A 24,104-nucleotide genomic window follows, 5' to 3' on the forward strand; every position below is an offset into this window, starting at 1 on the left:
CCGTTCACAGGGAAACCGGGCGTTACGCCGGAACGCTCGCCACGCCCTGCGCGAGGAACGGCTTGCCGTTGACCCGCTGGGAGACGCCCTCACGGTCCAGGTACGGCGTGATGCCGCCCAGGTGGAAGGGCCAGCCCGCACCGGTGATCAGGCACAGGTCGATGTCCTGGGCCTCGGCGACGACGCCCTCCTCCAGCATCAGGCCGATCTCCTGCGCCACCGCGTCGAGCACGCGGTCGCGCGTCTGCTCCTCGGTCAGGACGGTGTCGCCCTGCTTGAGGAGGGCGGCGACCTCGGGGTCGAGGACCGGCGCGCCGGAGTCGTAGACGTAGAAGCCGCGCTTGCCGGCCTTGACGACCGCCGCGAGGTTCTGCGAGACGGTGAAGCGCTCCGGGAAGGAGCGGTTCAGGGTCTCGGAGACGTGCAGGCCGATGGCCGGGCCGACCAGCTCCAGGAGCACCAGCGGGGACATCGGCAGGCCGAGCGGCTCGACGGCCTTCTCCGCGACCTCGACCGGGGTGCCCTCGTCGATGACGTTCTGGATCTCGCCCATGAAGCGGGTGAGGATGCGGTTGACGACGAACGCCGGGGCGTCCTTCACCAGGACCGCCGTCTTCTTCAGCTTCCGGGCCACTCCGAACGCGGTGGCCAGCGAGGCGTCGTCCGTCTGCTCGCCGCGGACGATCTCCAGCAGCGGGAGGATCGCGACCGGGTTGAAGAAGTGGAAGCCGACGACCCGCTCGGGGTTCTTCAGCTTCGACGCCATCTCGGTCACCGACAGCGAGGAGGTGTTGGTGGCGAGGATCGCGTGCGCCGGGGCGACCGCCTCGACCTCCGCGAACACCTGCTGCTTGACGCCGATCTCCTCGAAGACGGCCTCGATGATGAAGTCCGCGTCCGCGAAGCCCTCGGCCTTGTCCAGGACACCGGAGACCAGGCCCTTGAGGCGGTTGGCCTTGTCCTGGTTGATGCGGCCCTTGCCGAGCAGCTTCTCGATCTCGGCGTGGACGTAGCCCACACCCTTGTCGACGCGCTCCTGGTCGATGTCCGTGAGGACGACCGGGACCTCCAGGCGGCGCAGGAACAGCAGCGCCAGCTGCGAGGCCATCAGGCCCGCGCCGACGACGCCGACCTTGGTGACCGGGCGGGCCAGGTTCTTGTCCGGGGCGCCGGCCGGGCGCTTGGCGCGCTTCTGGACCAGGTTGAAGGCGTAGATGCCGCTGCGCAGCTCGCCGCCCATGATCAGGTCAGCGAGCGCCTGGTCCTCGGCGTCGAAGCCGGCGGACAGGTCGCCGTCCTTGGCCGCCGCGATGATGTCCAGCGCGCGGTACGCCGCCGGGGCCGCGCCGTGCACCTTGGAGTCGGCGATGGCCCGGCCGCGGGCGACGGCCGCGTCCCAGGCCTCACCGCGGTCGACCTCGGCGCGCTCGACCGTGACCGCGCCCTTGAGCACGTTCGCGGTCCACACGAGCGACTGCTCCAGGAAGTCCGCGCCCTCGAAGATCGCGTCCGCGATGCCGAGCTCGAAGACCTGCTTGCCCTTGAGCTGGCGGTTCTGGTTCAGCGAGTTCTCGATGATCACCGAGACCGCGCGGTCCGCGCCGATCAGGTTCGGCAGCAGCGCGCAGCCGCCCCAGCCGGGGACCAGGCCGAGGAAGACCTCGGGCAGCGAGAACGCCGGGAGCGCCTTCGAGACGGTGCGGTAGGTGCAGTGCAGACCGACCTCGACACCGCCGCCCATCGCCGCGCCGTTGTAGTACGCGAAGGTGGGTACCGCGAGGCCGGAGAGACGGCGGAAGACGTCGTGGCCGCCCTTGCCGATGGCCAGCGCGTCCTCGTGACGGCTCAGCAGCTCGACGCCCTTGAGGTCGGCGCCGACCGCGAAGATGAACGGCTTGCCGGTGAGGCCGATGCCGGTGATGGTGCCCTCGGCCGCCTCCTTCTCGACCTGGTCGATCGCGGCGTTCAGGTTCGCCAGCGACTGCGGCCCGAAGGTGGTCGGCTTGGTGTGGTCCAGGCCGTTGTCCAGCGTGATGAGCGCGAACCGCCCGGCGCCGAACGGCAGGTCCAGGTGGCGTACGTGCGCCTGTGTGACGACCTCGCCGGGGAACAGCTCGGCCGCGCCCTTCAGAAGCTCAGTGGTGGAGCTCACTTGTTGCCTCCGTCGAAGTTCGGGTTCTCCCAGATGACCGTCGCGCCCATGCCGAAGCCGACGCACATCGTCGTCAGGCCGTAGCGGACCCCGGGCTGCTCCTCGAACTGCCGGGCCAACTGCGTCATGAGCCGGACACCGGAGGAGGCCAGCGGGTGGCCGTAGGCGATGGCACCGCCGTACTGGTTGACGCGGGCGTCGTCATCGGCGATGCCGTAGTGCTCCAGGAAGGCGAGCACCTGCACGGCGAACGCCTCGTTGATCTCGAAGAGACCGATGTCGTCGATGGTCAGACCGGCCTGGGCCAGCGCCTTCTCGGTCGCCGGGATCGGGCCGTACCCCATGACCTCCGGCTCGACGCCCGCGAAGGCGTACGACACGAGGCGCATCTTGACCGGGAGGCCCAGCTCGCGGGCGACGTCCTCGGCGGCGAGCAGCGAGGCGGTGGCGCCGTCGTTGAGCCCCGCGGCGTTACCGGCCGTCACGCGGCCGTGGGCGCGGAAGGGGGTCTTGAGGCCCGCCAGCGACTCCAGGGTGGTGCCCGGGCGCATCGGCTCGTCAGCGGTGACCAGGCCCCAGCCCGTCTCGCCCGCCTCGGCGTTGGTGCGGCGCACCGAGACCGGTACCAGGTCCTGCTGGATCTTGCCGTTGGCGTACGCCTTGGCGGCCTTCTCCTGCGAACGCACGGCGTACTCGTCGGCGCGCTGCTTGGTGATCGTGGGGTAGCGGTCGTGCAGGTTCTCCGCCGTCATGCCCATGAACAGGGCGGACTCGTCGACCAGCTTCTCCGACACGAAGCGCGGGTTCGGGTCGACACCCTCGCCCATCGGGTGGCGGCCCATGTGCTCGACGCCACCGGCCACGACGACGTCGTACGCGCCGAAGGCGATGGAACCGGCCGTCGAGGTGACGGCGGTCAGCGCGCCCGCGCACATGCGGTCGATCGAGTAGCCGGGGACGGACTGCGGCAGACCGGCCAGGATTCCGGCGGTGCGGCCCAGCGTGAGGCCCTGGTCCCCGATCTGCGTGGTCGCGGCGATGGCGACCTCGTCGATCTTCTTGGGGTCCAGGTCCGGGTTGCGGCGCAGCAGCTCCCGGATGGCCTTCACGACGAGGTCGTCGGCGCGGGTCTCGTGGTAGATGCCCTTCGGGCCCGCTTTGCCGAACGGGGTGCGGACGCCGTCGACGAAGACGACGTCCCGGATGGTACGAGGCACGGTGGCTCTCCTCCAGGGTGCGGGATGGCACTGCTGCGGGGCGCGCCACGGGGACGCACCGCCTGCCATCATGCTACTTGCGGGTAACCAGACTGCCCACCCCCCACGGCCGGAGCGTCGAAGGTCACACCGCCCCGTCGGCCGGCCCGGGTGCGTCGGCCGTACGTTCCCGACCTCCTCGCCTCACCGCATCGTCGCCGCGATCGGCCCCGAGGACCGGACCACCTCCACCACGAAGCGCCCCCGGCCGACCCGCAGCCGCCGCAGCGCCGGCCCGTGGTCCACGGCCACCATCAGCGCGGCCACGGCCAGGGCTGCCCGCCACCCGGAGGTCACCAGCGCCCGCACCGGCGGCGGCAGCGGGCGCAGCGAGCGACGCAGGCGGTGGCAGTGGAAGGGCACGTGCCGCTCCTCGTCGGAGAGGATCCGCCCCGCCACCTCCCGCGTCAGCGCATCGTCGGCCCCGTCCCGCAGGGTTCGGTAGTACCGCAGCGCGACCACCTCCGCGATCATCAGGACCAGTAGTTCGAGGCGGAGCCCCAGGGCCCGGCGGAGCGTCACGAAGACCCGGTCGCTCCAGTGCGAGGCGATCACCGGCGCGCCGCCGGAGGCCAGCAGAAGCGCCAGCAACCTGGCGTGATTTCGCTCCTCCGCGACGAACATCCGCACCGCCGTCGCGTACTCCGCGTCACCGGCCGCCTCCGCCTTGGTGATCAGCTCGGCCCCGTCGCCGTCCTCGCCGACCTGGAAACGCTGGACGCTGCGCCGGATCGCGGGGTGCAGGGGGACCCCGGTCCGCCATTCCGGATCACCCCGCTCGGCCCGCTCGCGCCGCGCCGCCTCGAAGTCGCGTATCCAGTCCCCGTACGCCGTGGTCCCCATGCCCGCCCCCCGGGTCGGCTCCGCGCGGGCGTCAGACGGTGGCGTCCAGGGCCCGGACCAGGAGCGGGGCGACCTGCTGGATCTGCCACTTCCGCGCCCCGTACCCGGCGAGGGTGTCCTCGACCGCAGCCGGGGTCGGGTTCTTCGGGGGCTCCCAGCAGAGCCGGCGCACGGTGTCCGGGGTGATCAGGTTCTCCTGGGGCATGTGCAGGCGCTCCGCCAGCTCGGAGACGGCCGTCCGGGCGGCCGAGAGCCGGGCGGCGGCGGCGGGATCCTTGTCGGCCCAGGAGCGTGGCGGGGGCGGCCCGGCCGGCTGCTGACCCGGCTGCGGCAGCGCCGACTCCGGCAGCGCCTTGGCCCGGTCCACGGCCGCCTGCCACTGCTCCAGCTGACGGCGTCCCATGCGGTGGCCGAATCCCGGCAGCGCGGTCAGGGCCTGCACGTCGGCCGGCAGCGCGAGCGCGGCCTCGACGATCGCGGCGTCGCCGAGGACCTTGCCAGGCGAGACGTCCCGGCGCTGGGCGACCTGGTCACGGGTGGTCCACAGCTCCCGGACGACGGCCATCTGACGGCGGCGGCGCACCTTGTGCATGCCCGACGTACGCCGCCAGGGGTCCTTGCGGGGCGGGGCCGGCGGCGCGGCGGCGATGGCGTCGAACTCCTCCCGGGCCCACTCCAGCTTGCCCTGCCGGTCCAGCTCCTCCTCCAGCGCGTCGCGCAGGTCGATCAGGAGCTCCACGTCGAGCGCGGCGTAGCGCAGCCAGGGCTCGGGCAGCGGGCGGGTGGACCAGTCGACCGCGGAATGGCCCTTCTCCAGGGCGTAGCCGAGGACGTTCTCCACCATCGCGCCGAGACCGACACGCGGGAAGCCCGCGAGCCGCCCGGCCAGCTCGGTGTCGAAGAGCGAGGTGGGGGTCATGCCTATGTCCCGCAGGCACGGCAGGTCCTGGGTCGCGGCGTGCAGGATCCACTCGGTGCCGTTCAGGGCGGTGCCGAGGCCGGAGAGGTCGGGGCAGCCGACCGGGTCGACCAGAGCGCTGCCCGCGCCCTCGCGGCGCAGCTGTACGAGGTAGGCGCGCTGGCCGTAGCGATACCCCGAGGCGCGCTCGGCGTCGACGGCCACCGGGCCGCTGCCCGCGGCGAAGGCGGCGATCACCCGGGTGAGGGCGTCGTCGGACGTCACCACCGGGGGAATGCCCTCGCGCGGCTCCAGCAAGGGGATCGGCGCCGGGGCGACGTCGTCCGGGGGAGCGCCCCCGGTGGTTCGCAGTGAAGTGTCTGCTGCGGTCTCTTGGGCGTCGGTCACGTGTCAAGGGTATCTGTGTATGCACGGAGCCCGTCGACGGAACGTTCCGTCGACGGGCGGCCATGCGCGTATTCCAGCCGGAGACGCATCGCTGCACGTCCCGGCGGGGTGCTGTCAGTGGATGATGCCCGTCCGCAGGGCGACGGCGACCATACCGGCTCTGTCTCCGGTGCCGAGCTTGCGGGCGATGCGGGCGAGGTGGGACTTGACGGTCAGGGCGGAGAGGCCCATCGAGACGCCGATGGCCTTGTTGGACTGGCCTTCGGCGACCAGGCGGAGCACCTCCACCTCGCGTCCGGACAGTTCGCGGTAGCCGCCCGGGTGGCTCGGGGAACCGGGAGGCCTGCGGTGCATCCGGGCCGCGTTGGCGCCGATGGGGGCGACGCCGGGGCGGGTGGGGTGGCCGATGTTGGTTCGGGTGCCGGTGACGACGTAGCCCTTCACGCCGCCCGCGAGGGCGTTGCGAACGGCGCCGATGTCGTCGGCGGCGGAGAGGGCGAGACCGTTGGGCCAGCCTGCGGCCCGGGTCTCGGACAGCAGGGTCAGCCCGGAACCGTCGGGCAGATGGACGTCGGCAATGCAGATGTCGCGCGGGTTGCCGACGCGGGGACGTGCCTCCGCGATGGACGACGCCTCGATGACGTCACGTACTCCGAGGGCCCACAGATGGCGGGTGACGGTGGAACGGACGCGCGGGTCGGCCACGACGACCATGGCCGTCGGCTTGTTCGGGCGGTAGGCGACCAGGCTTGCGGGCTGCTCAAGGAGAACGGACACCAGGCCTCCTGGGGGAGTGGCGGGACGGGCCGGCTCGGGGGATGAAGCCGGGGGCGAACCGTGCTTGAAGGGTCATTGACCTCTTCGGCAGCGGAGCCGTCCTCCTTTAGGGGAAGATCACGATTTGGTGAGTAACAATTCGGGCAAATAGGACGCGCGATCGATTGTACGAAAAGAGATCCGGCGTATGTGCGATACGGGTGACGGAGGGTTACGAAACCTGCGGCCCGCGCCGCTGCGGCAGCGTCACCACCGCCGCGTCGGACAGGTCGGACGGCGGCAGCCCCGCGATCTGGCACAGCAGATCGCCCCAGGCCACCAGGTGTGACGCGGTGTCCGGGATGCCGCCGCGCCACTCCCTGGGCGTCCACGAGGCGCGGATCTCGATCTGTGTCGCCGGACGGCGCGCGGAGAGCGCACCGAAGTAGTGCGATCCGGCGCGTGTCACCGTCCCGCCGGCCTCCCCGTACGACAGGCCCCGCGCGTCCAGCGCACCCGTCAGCCAGGACCAGCACACTTCCGGCAGCAGCGGGTCCGCCGCCATCTCCGGCTCCAGCTCGGCACGGACCAGGGTCACCAGCCGGAAGGTGCCCTGCCAGGCGTCGTGCCCCGCCGGGTCGTGCAGCAGGACCAGCCTGCCGTCCGCGAGATCGTCCTCGCCGTCCACCACCGCCGCCTCCAGGGCGTACGCGTGCGGCGCGAGGCGCTGCGGCGGCCTGGTCGCCTCCACCTCCAGCTCCGGGCGCAGCCGCGCGGAGCGCAGCGCGTCCACCGCCGCCAGGAACGCGGGAGGCACGGGAGGGCCCTCCTCCGCGCGGTCCTTGCTTTCAACGCCGTCGGAATGATCGGAATACTGTCCCTGAGCCGGAGCCATGCGGGGAAGAGTAGGCGGAAGGCGGGCCGCGCGCAGGGAGAGACACCCGTGCGGGGCCGGGCTCCTTCGGCCCGCGTGCGAAGATTCTGTGCGTGAGTGCCAACGACAGCCCTTCGGGCCAGCAGACGACGACCTCCGCCAGCCTCGACGCGGTCCGCAACGCCACCCACGACTCGGCGTTCCTGAAGGCCTGCCGTCGCGAACCCGTACCGCACACGCCGGTCTGGTTCATGCGCCAGGCGGGACGCTCCCTGCCCGAGTACCTGAAGGTCCGCGAGGGCATCGCGATGCTCGACTCCTGCATGATGCCGGAGCTGGTCGCCGAGATCACCCTGCAGCCCGTACGCCGCCACAAGGTCGACGCCGCGATCTACTTCAGCGACATCGTCGTGCCCCTGAAAGCCATCGGCATCGACCTCGACATCAAGCCCGGCGTGGGCCCCGTCATCGCCGAGCCGATCCGCACCCGCGCCGACCTGGCCCGGCTGCGCGACCTCACCCCCGAGGACGTCCCGTACGTCACCGAGGCCATCGGGATCCTCACCGCCGAGCTGGGCGCCACCCCGCTCATCGGCTTCGCCGGGGCCCCGTTCACGCTCGCCAGCTACCTCGTCGAGGGCGGCCCCTCGCGCAACCACGAGCGCACCAAGGCCATGATGTACGGCGACCCGCAGCTCTGGGCCGACCTCGTGGACCGGCTCGCGGAGATCACCGGCGCCTTCCTCGAGGTCCAGATCGAGGCCGGGGCCTCCGCCGTCCAGCTCTTCGACTCCTGGGTCGGCGCGCTGGCCCCCGCCGACTACCGCCGCGCCGTGCTCCCCGCCTCCGCGAAGGTCTTCGACGCCGTCGCCCCCTACGGCGTCCCCCGCATCCACTTCGGCGTCGGCACCGGCGAACTGCTCGGCCTGATGGGCGAGGCCGGAGCGGACGTCGTCGGCGTCGACTGGCGGGTCCCGCTGGACGAGGCCGCCCGCCGCGTCGGCCCCGGCAAGGCGCTCCAGGGCAACCTCGACCCGGCGGTGCTCTTCGCGCCCACCCCGGCCGTCGAGGCCAAGACCCGCGAGGTGCTGGACGCCGCCGCCGGTCTGGAGGGCCACATTTTCAACCTGGGCCACGGCGTCATGCCGAACATGGACCCGGACGCGCTCACCCGCCTCGTGGGTCACGTCCACGAGCAGACCGCGCGCTGAGGCACGCACGCGGCAGGGGGCCGGCCGGAAGGCCGGCCCCCTGCCGCGTTCAGCTCCCCGCGCCCCGCACCGCCGCCACCGTCTTGCGGGCGGCGACCAGCACCGGGTCCCAGACCGGCGAGAACGGCGGGGCGTAGCCCAGGTCGAGCGCCGTCATCTGCTCCACCGTCATCCCGGCCGTCAGCGCCACCGCCGCCACGTCCACCCGCTTCGCCGACCCCTCGCGGCCGACGATCTGCACCCCGAGCAGCCGGCCCGTCCGCAGCTCCGCGATCATCTTCACCGTCATGGGCTTCGCCCCCGGGTAGTACCCCGCCCGCTGCGTCGACTCGATCGTCGCCGTGACATAGCGCAGCCCGACCGCGCGGGCGTCCTTCTCCCGCAGCCCGGTCCGGGCGATCTCCAGATCGCAGACCTTGCTCACCGCCGTACCGACCACACCGGGGAACGTGCCGTAGCCGCCCCCGACGTTGGAACCGATCACCTGGCCGTGCTTGTTGGCGTGGGTGCCCAGCGCGATGTGCCGGGTGCGGCCCGCCACCAGGTCCAGGACCTCCACGCAGTCGCCGCCCGCCCAGATGTCGTCGTGGCCCACGACCCGCATCGCCAGGTCCGTCAGCAGCCCGCCGTGCGGCCCCACCGGCAGCCCCGCCGCGCGCGCGAGCCCCGTCTCCGGCTCCACGCCGATGCCGAGGACCACCACGTCCGCCGGATACGTCCCCGCGTCCGTCGCCACCTCGGTGACCCGGCCGTCGGGGCCGGTGAGGATCTCCGTCACCGCCGCCCCGTTGACCGTGGTGATGCCCAGCCCGTCCATCGCCTCGTGGACGAGGCGCCCCATGTCCGCATCGAGCGTCGACATCGGCTGCTCGCCCCGGTTGAGGACGGTCACCTCGAAGCCCCGCTTGAGCATCGCCTCGGCCATCTCCACGCCGATGTACCCCGCGCCCACCACGACCGCCCGCCGGGGCCTATCGCCCGGGCCGAGTGCGTCCAGCGAGTCCAGGAGCGCCTGCCCGTCGTCCAGGGTCTGCACCCCGTGCACCCCGGCCGCGTCCATCCCCGGCAGCGCCGGGCGCACCGGACGGGCCCCGGTGGCGATCACCAGCTTGTCGAAGCCCGTCCAGTACGTCGTCCCGCTCTCCCGGTCCAGCGCCCGCACCCGCCGCCCGGCCACGTCCAGCCCGGTCACCTCGGTCCGCATCCGCAGATCGATGTCCCGCTCCCGGTGCTCCTCGGGGGTGCGGGCGATCAGGTCGTCCCGGGCCTCGACGTCGCCGCTCACCCAGTACGGGATGCCGCAGGCGGAGTACGAGGTGTAGTGGCCGCGCTCGAAGGCGACGATCTCCAGCGCGTCCGGCCCCTTCAGCCTGCGCGCCTGTGACGCGGCGGACATGCCCGCCGCGTCACCGCCGATGACCACCAGTCGCTCCGCTGCCATGCCGGGTCCCTTCCGCCGGTTCGCCGCATCGGCGAATCAGGCCCCCACGCTACGACGCCGGAGCGGTTCAGGAGGCCGAGGCACCGTCCTTCCCGGCCGGGGCGGCCTGCACCGCCGGAGCGCCACGGCGGGCGGCCCTGCGCTTGTGCAGCACCCGCCAGCCCAGCACGGCCAGCGCCGCGGTGAGCAGGAACGGGAACGCGGCCCCGAACGCCACCGCGATCCACCGCAGCATCGTCACGAACGCGTCCCAGCCACCGCCCAGCGCGTCCAGGAACCCGGGGTCCTCGTCCTTCTCCCTGTCGTCCGGGGCGTCCGGCGGCGTCAGGTCCAGCGTGATCGTCGCCAGCGACGTGCGGTCCTTCAGGCTCGCCTGCTGGGCCAGCAGCGACTCCAGGTCGGACTGACGGCTGCTCAGCTCGCCCTCCAGGGCCACCACATCGCTGATCTTCTCCGCCCGGTCCATCAGCTCCCGGACCCGCGCCACACTCGCGCGCTGGGTGGAGATCCGGCTCTCCACGTCGACCACCTGGTCGGTGACGTCCTTCGCGTTCGAGGTGCGCGACAGCAGCTTCCCGGAGCCGGCCAGCTCCCGCAGCACCTCCCGGAACCGCTCCTGCGGCACCCGCAGCACCAGGTGCGAGGCCTCGTAGGTGTCGTCGAGCCGTTCGGTGTTCTCCGACGCGACCAGGCCCCCCGCGCCCTCCGCCGCACCGCGCGCGGCGGCCACGGCCTTCGGCACGCTCTTCACCTCGACGGACAGCGTGGCCGTCCGGATCACATGGGTGCCCCCCGGGTTCGGCGCCGCCTTCTTCCCGGCCGCCTTTTTGTCTGTCTGCTCCTCGGGAGCGGCGGAGGCCGCCGCCCCCGCCTCCCCGTCCGCGAACCCCTCGCGCGGCGCGGACTTCACGTCCGCCTTCGCACCGCTGTCCGACGAGTCGCCCGACGCCCCGCAGCCGGTGACGGCGAGCAGCACCCCGAGCGTCCCGGCCACGAGCGCCGCGCGTGCGCGGACGAAGGATCGGCGACTTCTGTTCTCGCTCCGCATAACTGATCCCCCCAGGACGTGTGTTGATGGTGACCGTTCGACGCGGCGGCTCCGGGGCCGGTTGCCGGTGAGCCGTTTCGAAGTGGTCACGGTCGGGACTCGGTACGGGTTTGAGAGAGTGGACCCATGCAGCGTTCTCAACAGCGTGCGGAAACGCCCCCGGGGCACGTCGTCGTCATCGGCGGCGGCATCGCCGGGCTGGCGGCCGCCCACCACCTGGTCGCCACCGGCCTGCGGGTCACCCTCCTGGAGGCGACGGACCGGCTCGGCGGCAAGCTCATGGCCGGCGAGGTCGCGGGCGTCCAGGTCGACCTGGGGGCCGAGTCGATGCTCGCCCGGCGCCCCGAGGCGGTCGCGCTGGCCGAGGCGGTGGGCCTCGGCGACCGCCTCCAGCCGCCCGCCACCGCCACCGCGTCGCTCTGGACGCGCGACGCGCTGCGCCCCATGCCCAAGGGGCACGTCATGGGCGTCCCCGGCGACCCGGCGGTCCTCGGCGAGGTGCTGTCCCCCGAGGGCCTGGCCCGGATCGCCGAGGAGCGCGACCTCACCCCGACCCCCGTCGGCGACGACGTCGCGGTCGGCGCGTACGTCGCCGACCGGCTCGGCCGCGAGGTCGTGGACCGGCTGGTGGAGCCCCTCCTCGGCGGGGTCTACGCGGGCGACGCCTACCGGATCTCGATGCGCGCCGCCGTACCCCAGCTCTTCGAGGCCGTGAAGGAGGGCGGCCCGCTGCTGGACGGTGTCCGCCGCATCCAGGAGCGGGCCGCCGCCCGGCAGCAGACCGGCCCCGTCTTCCAGGGCATCGCGGGCGGCATCGGCACCCTTCCGGCCGCCGTCGGTGACGCCGTACGGGCCGAGGGCGGCGAGATCCTCACCGAGACCCCCGTCCTCGGCCTGACCCGTACGGAAACGGGCTGGGCCGTCCGCACCGACACCCGGACCATCGCCGCCGACGGCATCGTCCTGGCCACCCCCGCCTGGTCCGCGGGCACCCTGCTGGCCGCCGAGTCCCCGGCCGCCTCCGCCGAGCTGTCCGGCGTCGAGTACGCCTCGATGGCCCTGGTCACCCTCGCCTTCCGGCGCAGCGACATCGAGGCGAACCAGGCCCTGCGCGGCCGCTCCGGCTTCCTGGTGCCCCCGGTCGACGGGCACACGATCAAGGCGTCCACGTTCTCCAGCAACAAGTGGCAGTGGGTCGCCGACGCCGCCCCCGACCTGTTCGTGCTCCGCACCTCCGTCGGCCGCTACGGCGAGGAGGACCACCTCCACCGCGAGGACGAGGAACTCGTCGCCGTCTCCCTGCGCGACCTCGCCGCCGCCACCGGCCTCACCGCCCGGCCCGTCGACAGCGAGGTCACCCGCTGGATCGGCGGCCTGCCGCAGTACCCGGTCGGCCACCTGACCCGGGTCGCACGCATCCGCGACGAGGTGGCCAAGCTGCCCGCCCTGCGGGTCTGCGGCGCGGTCTACGACGGGGTGGGCATCCCCGCCTGCGTCGCGAGCGCGCGGCGCGCGGCCGACGAGATCGCGAGCGAGATCATCGCCACGCCGACCCTGGTTCGGGGCACGGGGAGCGAGGCGGGACAATAGCCGTATGAGTGCTCCCGAGACTGTGACATCAAGCAAGAGTCCGAACGCCGGCAAGAAGGCCAAGGACCTCAACGAGGTCATCCGCTACACCCTGTGGTCGGTCTTCAAACTGCGCGACGTCCTCCCCCTGGACCGCGTGGGATACGCCGACGAGGTGCAGGAGCTGTTCGACCAGCTCGCGGCCAAGGACATCACCGTCCGGGGCACCTACGACCTGTCCGGGCTGCGGGCCGACGCGGACATCATGATCTGGTGGCACGCCGAGACCTCGGACCAGCTCCAGGACGCGTACAACCTCTTCAGGCGCACCAAGCTCGGCCGCGCGCTCGACCCGGTCTGGTCGAACATGGCGCTGCACCGCCCCGCCGAGTTCAACAAGTCGCACATCCCGGCGTTCCTCGCCGACGAGACGCCCCGCGACTACATCAGCGTCTACCCCTTCGTCCGGTCCTACGACTGGTATCTGCTGCCCGACGAGGACCGCCGCCGCATGCTCGCGGACCACGGCAAGATGGCCCGGGGCTACCCCGACGTCCGCGCCAACACCGTCGCCTCGTTCTCGCTCGGCGACTACGAGTGGATCCTCGCCTTCGAGGCGGACGAGCTGTACCGCATCGTCGACCTGATGCGTCACCTGCGCGCCTCCGAGGCACGGCTCCACGTGCGCGAGGAGGTCCCGTTCTACACGGGCCGCAGGAAGAGCGTCGCAGACCTGGTGGCCGGGCTCGCATAACCAGCGAGTCCCGCACCACCCCAACCCGGAAGATCAGAGAGTCGGGCACCGGGCACCGATCGTGCCGTCCGCCTCTCCAGCGACACCGGGTTCGGCTTCGGGGGCCGTCCCACCGTCCAGGTGTGGCGGCCCCCGCTCCGTGCTCACCGCCCGGTCAGTCCAGCGACACCGGGTTGGGCTCCGGGTGCGCGGCGCAGTCCGCACCCCGCCCCGGCACCTCGCCGGTCAGCAGATACCGGCGCAGATGATCGTCGACGCAGGCGTTCCCCGCCCCGCCGATGCCATGCGTCCCCGCGTCCCGCTCGGTCACCAGCGACGACCCGGGCAGCCGCTTCCGCAGCTCCAGCGCCCCCTTGTACGGGGTCGCCGCGTCCCGCTCCGCCGCCAGGATCAGCACCGGCGGCAGCTCGCCCCACCCCACGCGGACGTCCAGCGGCCGCTGCCGGGGAGCGGGCCAGAAGGCGCACGGCAGGTTCGAGAAGGCGTTGTCCCAGGTCTCGAAGGGCGCGACGCGCGCCAGCTCCGTGTGGTCGCGGTCCCACACCCCGAAGTCCTCCGGCCAGGGCGCGTCGTTGCACTCGACCGCCGTGTACACCGCTTGGGCGTTCTCGTTGTCCTTCGCCGCCACCGCGCGCGGGGACGCCTGCGCGACCAGCGGCTCCGGGTTGCCCCGGACGTACTCCGACAGCGCCGTCGCCCGCATCGCCCAGTAGTCGTCGTAGTAACCGGCCCCCAGGAACGCCGAGTGCAGCTGCCCCGGCCCGACCTTCCCGCCCGCCGGCTTCACCGCCAGCTCGGCGCGCACCTCGTCGTAGCGCCGTTGCACCGCCTGCGGGGTGGTCCCCAGGTGATACACGTCGTCGTGCTTGGCGACCCAGCGGCGGAAGTCCTCCCAGCGCGCCTCAAAAGCCAGCGACTGGCCCATGTTGGAGCGGTACCAGATCTGCTCCGGGTCCGGATCGACCGCCGAGTCGAACACCATGCGGCGTACGTGGGAGGGGAACAGCGTCGCGTACAGCGCCCCGAAGTACGTCCCGTACGACGCCCCCATGAACGTCAGCCGGCTCTCGCCGAGCGCGGCCCGCAGCACGTCCAGGTCCCGGGCGTTGTTCAGCGAGGTGTAGTGCCGCAGCGCTTCGCCCGCGTGCTCCGCGCAGCCCCGCGCGTACGCCTTCGCACGGGCGACGCGCCGCTCCTTGTACTCCTGGGTCGGATGCGTCGGCGCCTCGGCCGGGCCCTTCGTGTACGCGGCGGGGTCCTGGCAACTCAGCGGGGCGGAGGAGCCGTTCACCCCACGCGGGGCGTAGCCGACCAGGTCGTACGCCTCGGCGATCTCCTTCCACTCCGGCAGCTCCCCGGCCAGCGGGAAGGTGATGCTGGACGCGCCGGGGCCGCCGGGGTTGTAGACGAACGCGCCCTGCCGCTCCTCGGCCGGACCGGTGGCGGGCGTCCGGCTGACGGTCAGTTCGAGCTGCCGCCCGTCCGGCTCCGCGTAGTCGAGGGGCACCTTCACCGTGCCGCACTTCAGGGAGTCCGGGAGCATCTCCTCCGCGGGGCAGGCGACGAAGTCGATCCCGGCGGCGGTGGCCCGGGCGGCGGCGATCGCGGTGCCCCGGTCCTCGGCGGAACCAGGACGTTCCCAGGCCCCCGCCGGAGCGGCGGCGAGGGCGGACAGGACCAGGGAGCCGATCGATGTGTAGAGCGCAGCAGTTCTCACGCGCGGGGCCTCTCTGCGGATGCGGAGAGGAATGGTCGGGCGGCCCGGCGGATATGTCCAGCACCGCCCCGGAATGTCTCTGGAATCCACCTTGATGGGCGCTCAAAAGCCTTATGTGCGCGCCTGATTCAGCTCCAGCGGGACCGGTTCAGGATCCCCCTCCGCAGCTGGATCCCCCGCCCCCGCCCCCGCAGCTTGAGCCGCTGGAGCTGCCACAACTGGAGCCGCCGCCGCAGCTCGACCCGCTGCCGCCTCCGCAGCCGGACCCCGAGGAGCACCCGGATCCGCCACCACAGCTCGATCCGGAGCCGCCCCCGGTCGACCCGCCGCAGCTGGAGCCGCCCGGACCGGACGCGGCGCACCAGACCGTCGCCGCGCCGACGGCGGTGACACCCGTCGCCGTGGACCCGGCGACGCGCGGGGAAGGCCGCCGCCGCGGAGCGCTCAGCCGTGCCGCCGCCATCAGCTGGGCCTGGAAGACCGGGTCCGGCAGGGCGCGCAGGCCCAGGGTCGCGACGAGATGGGCGGGGGTCACCACGTAGGCGTAGGCGGCCCGGAACGCCTGGGCGGCGTGGCGCCCCGAGGCCGTGAGGCGGCCCGCGGAGGAGTTGGCGACGATCAGCCCGGTGAACGAGCCGATCACGATCGCGGGCAGCATCTTGATGATGAACGGGACCGTGAAGTCCAGGGAGTCGTCGGTGACGAACTGGCCGAACGTCAGCACCAGGCTCACGGGCAGGGCGACCAGGCACACGATCCCCTGGGTCAGGCCCCAACGCCGCAGCGGGCGGAGCCGGTGGGGCGGCACCAGCAGTCCGCGTGCCGCGAGCCCGTCGCCGACCTCCTGGACCGCCGGGTGCCGCATCACGGCTTCCCGCAGGACGTGCAGGGCGCCGTTCGGCGCGGCGGCCAACTCCTGGAACACCGCGCGTTCCACCGGGTCGTTCGCCTGTGCCCGCTGTACGGCGACGATGCCGGGCCCGCCGACGGCCAGCCGGCCGTCCGCGTGCAGGGTGGCCAGGGCGGTGTCCACCACCCTGGCCGGGCCGCCGTTCAGGAACGCGACCTCGTACAGGTCGTGAAGGGCGACGCCGCGGCCCGGAGAGGGGCGGCGGGACCGCTCGGCCACGGCTTTGACGACGAGCAGCACCGACGAGACGACGACCGCGAGGGTCGCCAGCAGAGCGAGCGTGTTCATGACGGTCACTTCCCCACGAGGACGGCACGGGCCGCCCGGACCAGACGGGTCGTACGGCGGGGGGGCCGGGCACCCGACCGGTCCTGCCACCAGTACGTCAGCCGGCGCCGCGCCGCCGGATCGTCGGGACCGCCCGCGATGAGCACGTGCTCCGCGAAGTCCAGGGCGTCCCGGCGGTAGCCACCGGACATCGGGCGGCTCCCGGCGTACGCGAGGAACGCGGCGCGGTAGCCGTCACCGAGGATCTCCGGCAGCTCGGGGGCCACCTTGGCGACGACGTCGGCGCGCTTGGCGGCCAGCGCCCGGCTCTGCACGCGCAGCCGCCGGTGGTCGAAGCCCTCGGGGGCGGGCGTTCCGGCGACCAGGGCGGAGAGCAGGGCGGTCTGCGCGACGGCGGTACGGTCACGGCTCCCGGCGGGGACGGGGGCGGCGGCCGTACGGCGTCCGGCGCCGGCGGTGTCGTCGGACGCGGGAGTGGGGCCCCGGCCCGCCGAGGGTGCCGCCTTTCGCAGCGTCGCGCGGATCGCGTCGAGTTCGCCCGCCAGCTCCGCGCCGGGCGGGAAGGCGTCGTCCCGCTCCAGCAGCACGCCGGGCGGATCGACCCGGGAGCGCAGCTCTGCCAGCACCTCCAGGACGGGTTCGGACACCGGGTGGGCGTGGGTGTCGTGCCAGACGCCGTTCTTCTCGACCCCGCCCGCCACATGGACGTACGCGATGGCCTCCACCGGCAGCTCGTCGAGCGCCTTCGCCGGGTCCTGGCCGAGGTTGACGTGGTTGGTGTGCAGATTGGCCACGTCGATCAGCAGCCGCACCCCGGTCCGCTCGACCAGCTCCGCCAGGAACTGCCCCTCGGTGAGCTCCTCGTCCGGCCAGGAGATCAGCGCGGCGATGTTCTCCAGGGCGAGCGGCACCGGCAGCGAGTCCTGCGCGATCCGCACGTTCTCGCACAGCACGTCCAGCGCGTCCCAGGTGCGGGGCACCGGCAGCAGGTGTCCCGCCTCCAGCCTCGGCGACGCGGCCAGCGGCCCCCCGGCCCGTACGAACGCGATGTGCTCGGTCACCAGGGGCGCCCCCAGCAGTTCGGCCCGCGCCGCGAGACCGGCGAGCCGGTCGGGGTCGGGGCGGTCCGCACCGCCGAGGCCGAGCGCCACCCCGTGCGGCACGACCGTGACGCCGCGCTCGCGGAGCCGCACGAGGGAGTCGGGGAGGTGGTCGGCGCAGAGGTTCTCCGCGACCGCCTCCACCCAGTCGATCCCGCTCAACGACTCGACCTCGGCCGCGATCTCCGGCCGCCAGCCGATACCGATACCCAGTTCCATGACGCCCCCCGTCCCCCTGCTCACCTCGTTCTGTTCAGGGGTCATGGCCCCGTCGTGCGGCGATGAACCCGAGCGGGGAGACGTTCAGAGCTTCATTTGAGGTTCCGGACCCGCCGCTGTCGTTATGGCATCGGCATCATCGTGGGCGGCACCGGACGCGAGGTGAAGGACTGGTCGCCGGTCGGCGTCACCGGCACCGGGGCCAGCGGGGCCTGGCCGTCCCGGGGCATCGACGGGCCGGAAGGGCTGGACGTCGACCCGCTCACCGCTTCGCGCGCCAGGGCGTCGAAGTCGACGAACCCGGTGGCCTCCAGCATGGTGATGTGGTCCAGCACGGTCTGGTTGGCGTCGCTCGCCAGTTGCCGGATCAGCGTGTTCCGGGTGGTGTGGCGGACCTGGCCGATCAGGCCGAAGACCTTGCCGTGGGCAGCGCGCAGGATATTGGCGAACTTCCGCTCGTACTCGTCCCCGCTCGCCGCCGTCAGCTCCCGCAGCCACTCCTGCTGCTGGGCGGTCGGCTGGTTGGGCAGCTCCACCCCGAGCTTGGCCGCGACGTCCCGCGCCCGCCGGTCCAGGTCCGTGTGCCCGACGACGAGGTGGTCCCCGGCGGACTTCGTCGCCTCGCTGGGGGCCCGTTCGATCGCCTGCTGACCGGCGGGCAGCTCCCACAGCCCGGCGAGCCGCACCTTGACCAGGAAGTCGCGGTCGGTCGCGGAGAGAGGCCCCCACTGGGTGGCGACACTGGAGGCGTTGAGATTCGCCTCGCCGGTGCCCGAACGGTCCGCGTAGGACCAGACGGGGAACGCGAGCGCTCCGACTGTGGCAACCAGTGCCGCGATGATGAGGGCCGTGCCGTTGATGCGTCGCAACAAGGTGTCTCCCGGGCCGAGGCGTGACAGCGTCGATCGAACAGGCGTCAATCAACCGCCAATCGACTGGCTGTGCAGGCTACTTGGCGGTAATGCCGATAGAGCAGTACCGGGAGATACGCAAGAGGAACCAGAAACGTTCAGCGGCGCAGCGCCGGGTGGTCGGCGATCACCGTGCAGGAGCCCGGCGCGATCTCGGTGAACCCCGCGTCGCGCACCACCGGCAGCCCGCTCGCCGTCAGCTCCCGCCAGCGCTCCGCCCCGGGGGTGGCCACGGCGAGCGGGAACCCGGCCTCGCGCCAGGTCTTGCGCTCGGTGTCGGACAGCTCCCACCAGGCGAGCTGCGCCCCGTGCCCGGCCTGGGCCATCGCCTTTCCCGCCGACATGTCGACATCCGGGTTCAGCCACAGGACCGGGCCCGAGAGGTCGGGCGCGGCGGGCGGCTCGGGGTCGTCCAGGTCGGTGCCCGACACCTGGAGCTTGGCCAGCTCCTTGGGCCAGCCGTCCAGCGGGATCGGCGGGAACACCCGTACCTCCGCGCCGTCCTCGCCCGTCACCGTGATGCCGTCGAGCGCCGCAGCCTTGCGCCACTCCGCACCCCGCGCCCGGCGCACGACCTTGCGGATCCGGGCGTCCTGCCAGTCCCGCACGGCCGCCGCCCACTCCCCGTCGCCGAGGGACCGCTCGTCGGAGAGGATCGTCAGCACCGCCCGGGCGGCGGCCCGCAGTGCGTCGGTGCGGGCGGGCGGGTCCGTCTTCTCCAGGTGCAGCACCAGGGGCAGCACGAACTGCGGCGCCTGGTCGCGGTCGGCCGGGCCGCTGCGGAACGGGTTCCCGGGGGCGGGGGAGGGGGTGTCATGGCTGGTCACCGTCCCAGTCTGCCAGGCGGACGAGGTCACCTGCTTGGCGGAACGAAGGGGTCCGGGTGAGGATGCTCCGCATGAAGAGCGAACTCTTTTCCGGCGAGCACCTGGCCCAGCCGGCCACCGCCCCCGGTATGACCCTGCAGAACGCCAAGTCGATCAAGTACGCCGTCAACGGGGAGATGCACGCCCGGCAGGGCTCGATGATCGCCTTCCGCGGCAACCTCCAGTTCGAGCGCAAGGGCCAGGGCATCGGCGGCATGCTCAAGCGGGCCGTCACCGGCGAGGGCCTCGCGCTGATGGCCGTCCGGGGCCAGGGCGAGGCATGGTTCGCGCACGAGGCGGCGAACTGCTTCATCGTGGAGCTGGACCAGGGCGACTCCCTCACCATCAACGGCCGCAACGTCCTCTGCTTCGACCCCACGCTCTCCTACGAGATCAAGACCGTGAAGGGCGCCGGAATGGTCGGCGGCGGCCTCTTCAACAGCGTCTTCACGGGCTACGGCAAGCTCGGTCTGATGTGCGAGGGCACCCCGATCGTGATCCCCGTGACGGCAGCCCAGCCGGTGTACGTGGACACGGACGCGGTCGTCGGCTGGAGCCAGCAGCTCACGACCACCCTGAACCGTTCCCAGAGCGTGGGCTCGATGGTCCGCGGCGGCTCCGGCGAGGCCGTCCAGCTGATGCTCCAGGGCGAGGGCTTCGTCATCGTCCGCCCGAGCGAGGCCAGGCCCGAGAAGACCTCCAACTGAGCCTGGACCCGCGGGCCGCACGGCCTGCTCCGGCTGACGGCCGCCCCGGCCCGGACTCAGGCGCTGTCCTCCATCAGCTCCGACACCTTCACGAAGCGGTACCCGCGCTCGCGCAGCTTTGGAACGATCCGGCGTACCGCCGCCTCGGTGGCCGGGGCCGCGCTGCGGGTGCAGTGCATCACCACGAGTGAGCCCGGCCGGACCCCGTCCAGCACCTGCTCGGCGACCGCGTCCGGGTCCGTCGCGAAGGCGTCGCCGCTGACCACGTCCCACTGCACGGCCGTCACGTTCGCCGGGGCCAGGGCGCGCAGGGCCGTGTCGTCGTAACAGCCGCCGGGGAAGCGGAAGTACGGGACCACATTCCGCACCCCCGCCTTCCGGAACGCGGTGAAGGCGCGTTCGACGTCCCGGGTCATCGTGTTCTTGCCGACCACCGGCAGCCCGTAGCAGGGCGAGCTGAACGCGTGGTGGCTGTAGGAGTGGTTGGCGACCTCGAACAGGGGGTCGGTGCCGATGGCCTTTGCCTGGGCCGGGTACTCCTCGGCCCAGCGGCCGGTCATGAATACCGTCGAGGGCACCTTCAGCCGGCGCAGCAGCGCGACCAGCTCCGGATTGTCGAACCGCTCCCCGGAGGCGGCCCGGGGGCCCTGGTCGGCCGTCATGTCGGCGTCGAACGTGAGCGCCACGACCTTCTCCGGCGGGCCGCCGCCCGCGCCCCGGCCCCCTCCCGCCGTTCTCCGTTCGAAGACCGGGGTGCGGCCCGCCGGGCCGGGGGCCATCGTCGGCGGCTTCTTCGGGGTGGGGGACGCCGAAGCGGCGGGGGGCGGTGGGGGAGCGGGTGCGGGGGTCGCACCCCCGCACCCGGTCAGGGCGGTGCCGGTCAGCACACCCGCGACCGCCAGAACCGTCGTCTTCCGCATCTTCCGCGCAGCAGTGATCACTCACGGAAAATATACGACAATACGGTTATATTGGTCGATGGCGCTCCGGTGTCCGGCCGAGTGCCGCCGCTAGCTCAGCACCACGGCCCCGTCACCGCGAACGTCGTCCCCGGCGTGTAGCAGTTCACGTACATCGTCGAGCCGTCGGGCGAGAACGTGACCCCCGCGAACTCGCCCCACTCCGGCTCCTCGGGCGTCCCGATGTTCTGCCGCCCGCGCGCCATCGCGTACACCTCGCCGCGCCGGGTCACCCCGAGCACGTGCTGCGCGCCGCCGCCGTCCTCGCAGACCATCAGCCCGCCGTCGGCCGCCAGGCAGATGTTGTCGGGGGACTCGCCGGGCAGCTGGATGTCGGTGTCCGGGCCGAAGACCACCACCAGGGTGAGCCGTCGCTTCTTCGGCTCGTAGCGCCACACCTGCCCGAAGTGGTCGGCCGCCGAGCCCTCGTCGCGGTGGGCGAAGCTGGAGACGAAGTAGACCGAGGAGCCGCCCCAGTAGCAGCCTTCCAGCTTCTGCGCGTGCGTGATCCCCTTCGGCCCGAAGTCCTGGAGCCGGATCGGGGTCTCGGCCGCCAGTGGATCCGGTACGGGGACCCACTCGATCCGGTCGAAGCTGGTCCCCGTCTCCTGGACGACCGAGAGGTCGGGCACGCCCGGGACCCGCATCGCCTCCAGCTCCCCGCCCGCCCGGAGCGAGCCGGTGCCGCCGAGCGGCTTCTCGGGGAGGAAGCGGTAGAAGAGCCCGAACGGCTTCTCGAACGCGTCCTCGGTCTCGTACACGATCCCGGACTTCGGGTCGACGGCGATCGCCTCGTGCTGGAACCGGCCCATCGCGGTCAGCGGGACGGCCCCGGTGCGGCGCGGATCGGCGCCGTCCACCTCGAAGATGAAGCCGTGGTCCTTCGTGTAGCCGTTGGTCCCGGCCTTGTCCTCGTTCTCCTCGCAGGTCAGCCAGGTGCGCCAGGGGGTGGGCCCGCCCGCGCAGTTGACCGCCGTACCCGCGATGGCGACCCGCTCGCCGAGCACCTTGTTGCGGCCGTCCAGCTCCAGCGACGTACAACCGCCCTTGGCCGCCGGGTCGTACGTCAGTCCCTCGACCGTCGGCACGCCGATCTCGGCCGTGTGCCGGTTCTCGTGATTGCGGACCAGGTGGATCCGCCCGTTGCGGCCCCGCAGGGCCGCCATGCCGTCGTGGTTGCTCGGCACCGGGCCCTCGCCGGAGCGCAGCGGCTCGCCCTCCCGGGACAGCACCCGGTAGCGGAATCCTTTCGGCAGGTCGAGCAGACCGTCCGGATCGGGGACGAGGGGGCCGTAACCGTTGTGGCCGCGCGCGGCTGCCGTGCCCGCGAAGAGCTCGGAGAAGGCCCCTGTGAAGGCGATCGCGGCGGCTGCGCCGCTGCCTGCCAGGACCTGGCGTCGCGTTGCGGTGGAGCGGGGTGCGGTTGACATGAGGTGACTCCCTGTTGGCGGACAGGTGAAGTGACCCGCACGTGTGTAGCACGCACAGAGGCGCGGGGGAACCATGCGCGCCCCCGCGCCCTGTGTTGCTGCTGGGACGGCCCGGACGGAGAGGGCCGTCCACGGCCGGCCGGACCGGTGAAGCCGACAGGCCCCGACCGGTCAGGCCAGCGAGGCCGACAGCGTGATCGTCGTGCCCGTCAGCGCCTGGCTGACCGGGCAGTTCGCCTTGGCGTCCTCGGCCGCCTTCACGAAGTCCGCCTCGTCGATGCCGGGGACCGTGCCCGCGACCGTGAGGTGGATTCCGGTGATACCCGTGCCGGGCTGGAAGGTGACATCGGCCTTGGTCTCCAGCTTGGTGGGCGGGGTGCCCGCCCCGGCCAGCCCGTGCGAGAGCGCCATCGAGAAGCAGCTGGAGTGCGCGGCGGCGATCAGCTCCTCCGGGCTGGTCTTGCCGTTCGCCGCTTCGGAGCGGGACGGCCAGGAGACGTCGTACTCACCGATGCCGGAGGAGTCGAAGGTGACGACCCCCTTGCCCTCGATCAGGTTGCCTTCCCAGACCGTGTGCGCCTGACGCGTGGTAGCCATGCTGGATCCCTTCGAACGGTGTGCGCGGTTGTACGGAAGTGGAGTCACGGGTGCGCCGTCGAACGGGCACCCGGTGCCACCCCCGAACCTACTGCGCCACCAGTCCCTTCGCGTCACGCGCCAGCGCCGTCAGCCGGGAGATCGCCCGGAAGTACTTCTTCCGGTACCCGCCGTTCAGCATCTCGTCGCTGAACAGCTTGTCGAACGGCATGCCGGAGGCGAGCACCGGAACCTCCCGGTCGTACAGCCGGTCGGCCAGCACCACCAGGCGCAACGCCGTCGACTGGTCGGGCACCGGCGTCACCCCGGTCAGGCAGACCGCGCCCAGCTCGTCGGTGAGCGCGCCGTACCGGCTCGGGTGCACCTTCGCCAGGTGGTCCAGGAGCCCCGGGAAGTCGTCCAGCGACGCGGCCGGCGTGGCGTACGCGGCCCGGGTCACCTGCTCGTCGCTGTACGGCGGCGGGGCCTCGGGCAGACCGCGGTGCCGGTAGTCCTCGCCGTCGATGCGCAGCGGGCGGAAGTGCGCGGACAGGCCCTGGATCTCGCGCAGGAAGTCGGCCGCGGCGAACCGGCCCTCGCCGAGCTTGCCCGGCAGCGTGTTCGAGGTCGCGGCCAGCGCCACCCCCGACTCCACGAGCCGGCTGAGCAACGAGGACACCAGCACGGTGTCGCCCGGGTCGTCCAGCTCGAATTCGTCGATGCACAGGAGCTGGTGACCGCTGAGGGTCCGCACGGTCTGCTGGAAGCCCAGCGCGCCCACCAGGTTGGTCAGCTCCACGAAGGTGCCGAACGCCTTCAGCGACGGCTCGGCGGGCGTGGCGTGCCAGAGGGAGGCCAGCAGGTGGGTCTTGCCGACGCCGTAGCCGCCGTCGAGGTACACCCCGCGCGGCCCGGTCGGCGCGGCCGGCTTCTTGCTCCCGAACCACTTGCGGCGGCCGGAACCCGTGGCGTGCGCCCCGCCGAGTCCGGCGGCGAACCCCGCCAGGACCGTGACCGCCTCGCTCTGGCTGGGCTGGTTCGGGTCGGGTACGTACGTGTCGAAGCGCACCGAATCGAAGCGAGGCGGCGGCACCATCTCGGCGACCAGGCGGTCGGCGGGGACGTGCGGCTCGCGGGCGCACAGGGACAGCGGGGCCGTTTCGGCAAGGGGGCTCTGCCCCGGAAACGCGGTGGATGACGACACAACTCTC

General features: G+C 72.5%; 21 protein-coding genes. 4 read left to right on the plus strand and 17 right to left on the minus strand.

From position 1 onward, the window contains the following. Positions 1-22: 22 nt before the first annotated feature. From RNL97_RS26375 to RNL97_RS26400, 6 genes are all read right to left on the minus strand, one after another. Positions 23-2,152, minus strand: a complete 2,130-nt coding sequence (locus RNL97_RS26375) for a 3-hydroxyacyl-CoA dehydrogenase NAD-binding domain-containing protein (RefSeq protein WP_030592807.1) — start codon at positions 2,150-2,152, stop codon at positions 23-25. After that, positions 2,149-3,369: a thiolase family protein gene (locus tag RNL97_RS26380; RefSeq protein ID WP_313751273.1), complete on the minus strand. Its 1,221-nt coding sequence runs from the start codon at positions 3,367-3,369 to the stop codon at positions 2,149-2,151. The genes RNL97_RS26375 and RNL97_RS26380 overlap by 4 nt, the downstream gene beginning before the upstream one ends. Before the next feature lie 183 nt (positions 3,370-3,552). Beyond that, on the minus strand, positions 3,553-4,251 hold the full coding sequence (locus RNL97_RS26385) for a ferritin-like domain-containing protein (protein WP_243315604.1): 699 nt from the start codon (positions 4,249-4,251) through the stop codon (positions 3,553-3,555). A 31-nt stretch (positions 4,252-4,282) separates the two neighbouring features. Beyond that, positions 4,283-5,557: an HRDC domain-containing protein gene (locus RNL97_RS26390; protein WP_030592799.1), complete on the minus strand. Its 1,275-nt coding sequence runs from the start codon at positions 5,555-5,557 to the stop codon at positions 4,283-4,285. Positions 5,558-5,671: 114 nt separating this feature from the next. After that, positions 5,672-6,334, minus strand: coding sequence for a response regulator transcription factor (locus RNL97_RS26395; RefSeq protein WP_003965521.1), 663 nt, complete (start codon positions 6,332-6,334; stop codon positions 5,672-5,674). A gap of 211 nt (positions 6,335-6,545) precedes the next feature. Further along, positions 6,546-7,208 carry a DUF3000 domain-containing protein gene (locus RNL97_RS26400; RefSeq protein WP_030592796.1) on the minus strand — a complete coding sequence of 221 codons (663 nt, stop codon included), beginning with the start codon at positions 7,206-7,208 and terminating at the stop codon, positions 6,546-6,548. A gap of 92 nt (positions 7,209-7,300) precedes the next feature. Here RNL97_RS26400 and hemE point away from each other — a divergent pair, with 92 nt between their 5' ends. Then, positions 7,301-8,398 carry a uroporphyrinogen decarboxylase gene (hemE, locus tag RNL97_RS26405; RefSeq protein ID WP_030592794.1) on the plus strand — a complete coding sequence of 366 codons (1,098 nt, stop codon included), beginning with the start codon at positions 7,301-7,303 and terminating at the stop codon, positions 8,396-8,398. A 49-nt stretch (positions 8,399-8,447) separates the two neighbouring features. Here hemE and RNL97_RS26410 read toward each other — a convergent pair whose 3' ends face one another. Together RNL97_RS26410 and RNL97_RS26415 are read right to left on the minus strand one after the other, a co-directional pair. After that, entirely contained in the window at positions 8,448-9,839 is a 1,392-nt protein-coding gene (locus RNL97_RS26410) for an FAD-dependent oxidoreductase (RefSeq protein ID WP_030592790.1), read from the minus strand. A 67-nt stretch (positions 9,840-9,906) separates the two neighbouring features. Next, entirely contained in the window at positions 9,907-10,887 is a 981-nt protein-coding gene (locus RNL97_RS26415; RefSeq protein ID WP_243315606.1) for a DUF4349 domain-containing protein, read from the minus strand. A gap of 126 nt (positions 10,888-11,013) precedes the next feature. On the opposite strand from RNL97_RS26415, the gene hemG reads away from it, so the two are divergent. Both hemG and hemQ read left to right on the plus strand, forming a co-directional pair. Continuing rightward, positions 11,014-12,477 (plus strand): protoporphyrinogen oxidase, encoded by a 1,464-nt coding sequence (gene hemG / locus RNL97_RS26420; RefSeq protein WP_030592784.1) that lies wholly within the window; start codon positions 11,014-11,016, stop codon positions 12,475-12,477. A gap of 4 nt (positions 12,478-12,481) precedes the next feature. Then, positions 12,482-13,210 (plus strand): hydrogen peroxide-dependent heme synthase, encoded by a 729-nt coding sequence (gene hemQ, locus RNL97_RS26425; protein ID WP_313751274.1) that lies wholly within the window; start codon positions 12,482-12,484, stop codon positions 13,208-13,210. A 154-nt stretch (positions 13,211-13,364) separates the two neighbouring features. On the opposite strand, the gene RNL97_RS26430 is transcribed toward hemQ, so the two are convergent. From RNL97_RS26430 to RNL97_RS26450, 5 genes are all read right to left on the minus strand, one after another. After that, positions 13,365-14,927, minus strand: coding sequence for an alpha/beta hydrolase (locus RNL97_RS26430; protein ID WP_030592777.1), 1,563 nt, complete (start codon positions 14,925-14,927; stop codon positions 13,365-13,367). A 148-nt stretch (positions 14,928-15,075) separates the two neighbouring features. Further along, positions 15,076-16,125 carry a TIGR04222 domain-containing membrane protein gene (locus tag RNL97_RS26435; RefSeq protein WP_243315607.1) on the minus strand — a complete coding sequence of 350 codons (1,050 nt, stop codon included), beginning with the start codon at positions 16,123-16,125 and terminating at the stop codon, positions 15,076-15,078. A gap of 5 nt (positions 16,126-16,130) precedes the next feature. After that, positions 16,131-17,444 (minus strand): MbnB/TglH/ChrH family RiPP precursor modification enzyme, encoded by a 1,314-nt coding sequence (locus RNL97_RS26440; RefSeq protein ID WP_030592770.1) that lies wholly within the window; start codon positions 17,442-17,444, stop codon positions 16,131-16,133. Between the two features lie 122 nt (positions 17,445-17,566). Further along, the gene (locus RNL97_RS26445) at positions 17,567-18,313 is read right to left on the minus strand and encodes a DUF4142 domain-containing protein (protein ID WP_030592767.1); all 747 of its coding nucleotides are present in this window, start codon (positions 18,311-18,313) and stop codon (positions 17,567-17,569) included. Positions 18,314-18,453: 140 nt separating this feature from the next. Beyond that, positions 18,454-19,182, minus strand: a complete 729-nt coding sequence (locus tag RNL97_RS26450; RefSeq protein ID WP_243315608.1) for a peptidyl-tRNA hydrolase — start codon at positions 19,180-19,182, stop codon at positions 18,454-18,456. Between the two features lie 71 nt (positions 19,183-19,253). Between RNL97_RS26450 and RNL97_RS26455 the strand changes: the two genes are divergently transcribed. Then, a complete protein-coding gene (locus tag RNL97_RS26455; protein WP_030592761.1) occupies positions 19,254-19,928 on the plus strand; it encodes an AIM24 family protein in 675 nt (224 codons plus the stop codon). A gap of 56 nt (positions 19,929-19,984) precedes the next feature. On the opposite strand, the gene RNL97_RS26460 is transcribed toward RNL97_RS26455, so the two are convergent. The 4 genes from RNL97_RS26460 to zapE all read right to left on the minus strand — a co-directional run bounded on the left by RNL97_RS26460 (position 19,985) and on the right by zapE (position 24,097). Next, complete coding sequence (locus RNL97_RS26460; RefSeq protein ID WP_243316464.1) at positions 19,985-20,848, minus strand: polysaccharide deacetylase family protein; 864 nt, start codon at positions 20,846-20,848, stop codon at positions 19,985-19,987. Positions 20,849-20,943: 95 nt separating this feature from the next. After that, a complete protein-coding gene (locus RNL97_RS26465; RefSeq protein ID WP_030592757.1) occupies positions 20,944-22,317 on the minus strand; it encodes an alkaline phosphatase PhoX in 1,374 nt (457 codons plus the stop codon). 171 nt (positions 22,318-22,488) lie between these two features. Continuing rightward, positions 22,489-22,914 (minus strand): OsmC family protein, encoded by a 426-nt coding sequence (locus tag RNL97_RS26470; RefSeq protein ID WP_030592755.1) that lies wholly within the window; start codon positions 22,912-22,914, stop codon positions 22,489-22,491. A gap of 88 nt (positions 22,915-23,002) precedes the next feature. Next, on the minus strand, positions 23,003-24,097 hold the full coding sequence (gene zapE, locus RNL97_RS26475) for a cell division protein ZapE (RefSeq protein ID WP_313751275.1): 1,095 nt from the start codon (positions 24,095-24,097) through the stop codon (positions 23,003-23,005). Between the last annotated feature and the right edge of the window lie 7 nt (positions 24,098-24,104).

This window comes from Streptomyces parvus (assembly GCF_032121415.1).
In the GTDB taxonomy this organism is placed as follows: Bacteria; Actinomycetota; Actinomycetes; order Streptomycetales; family Streptomycetaceae; genus Streptomyces; species Streptomyces globisporus_A.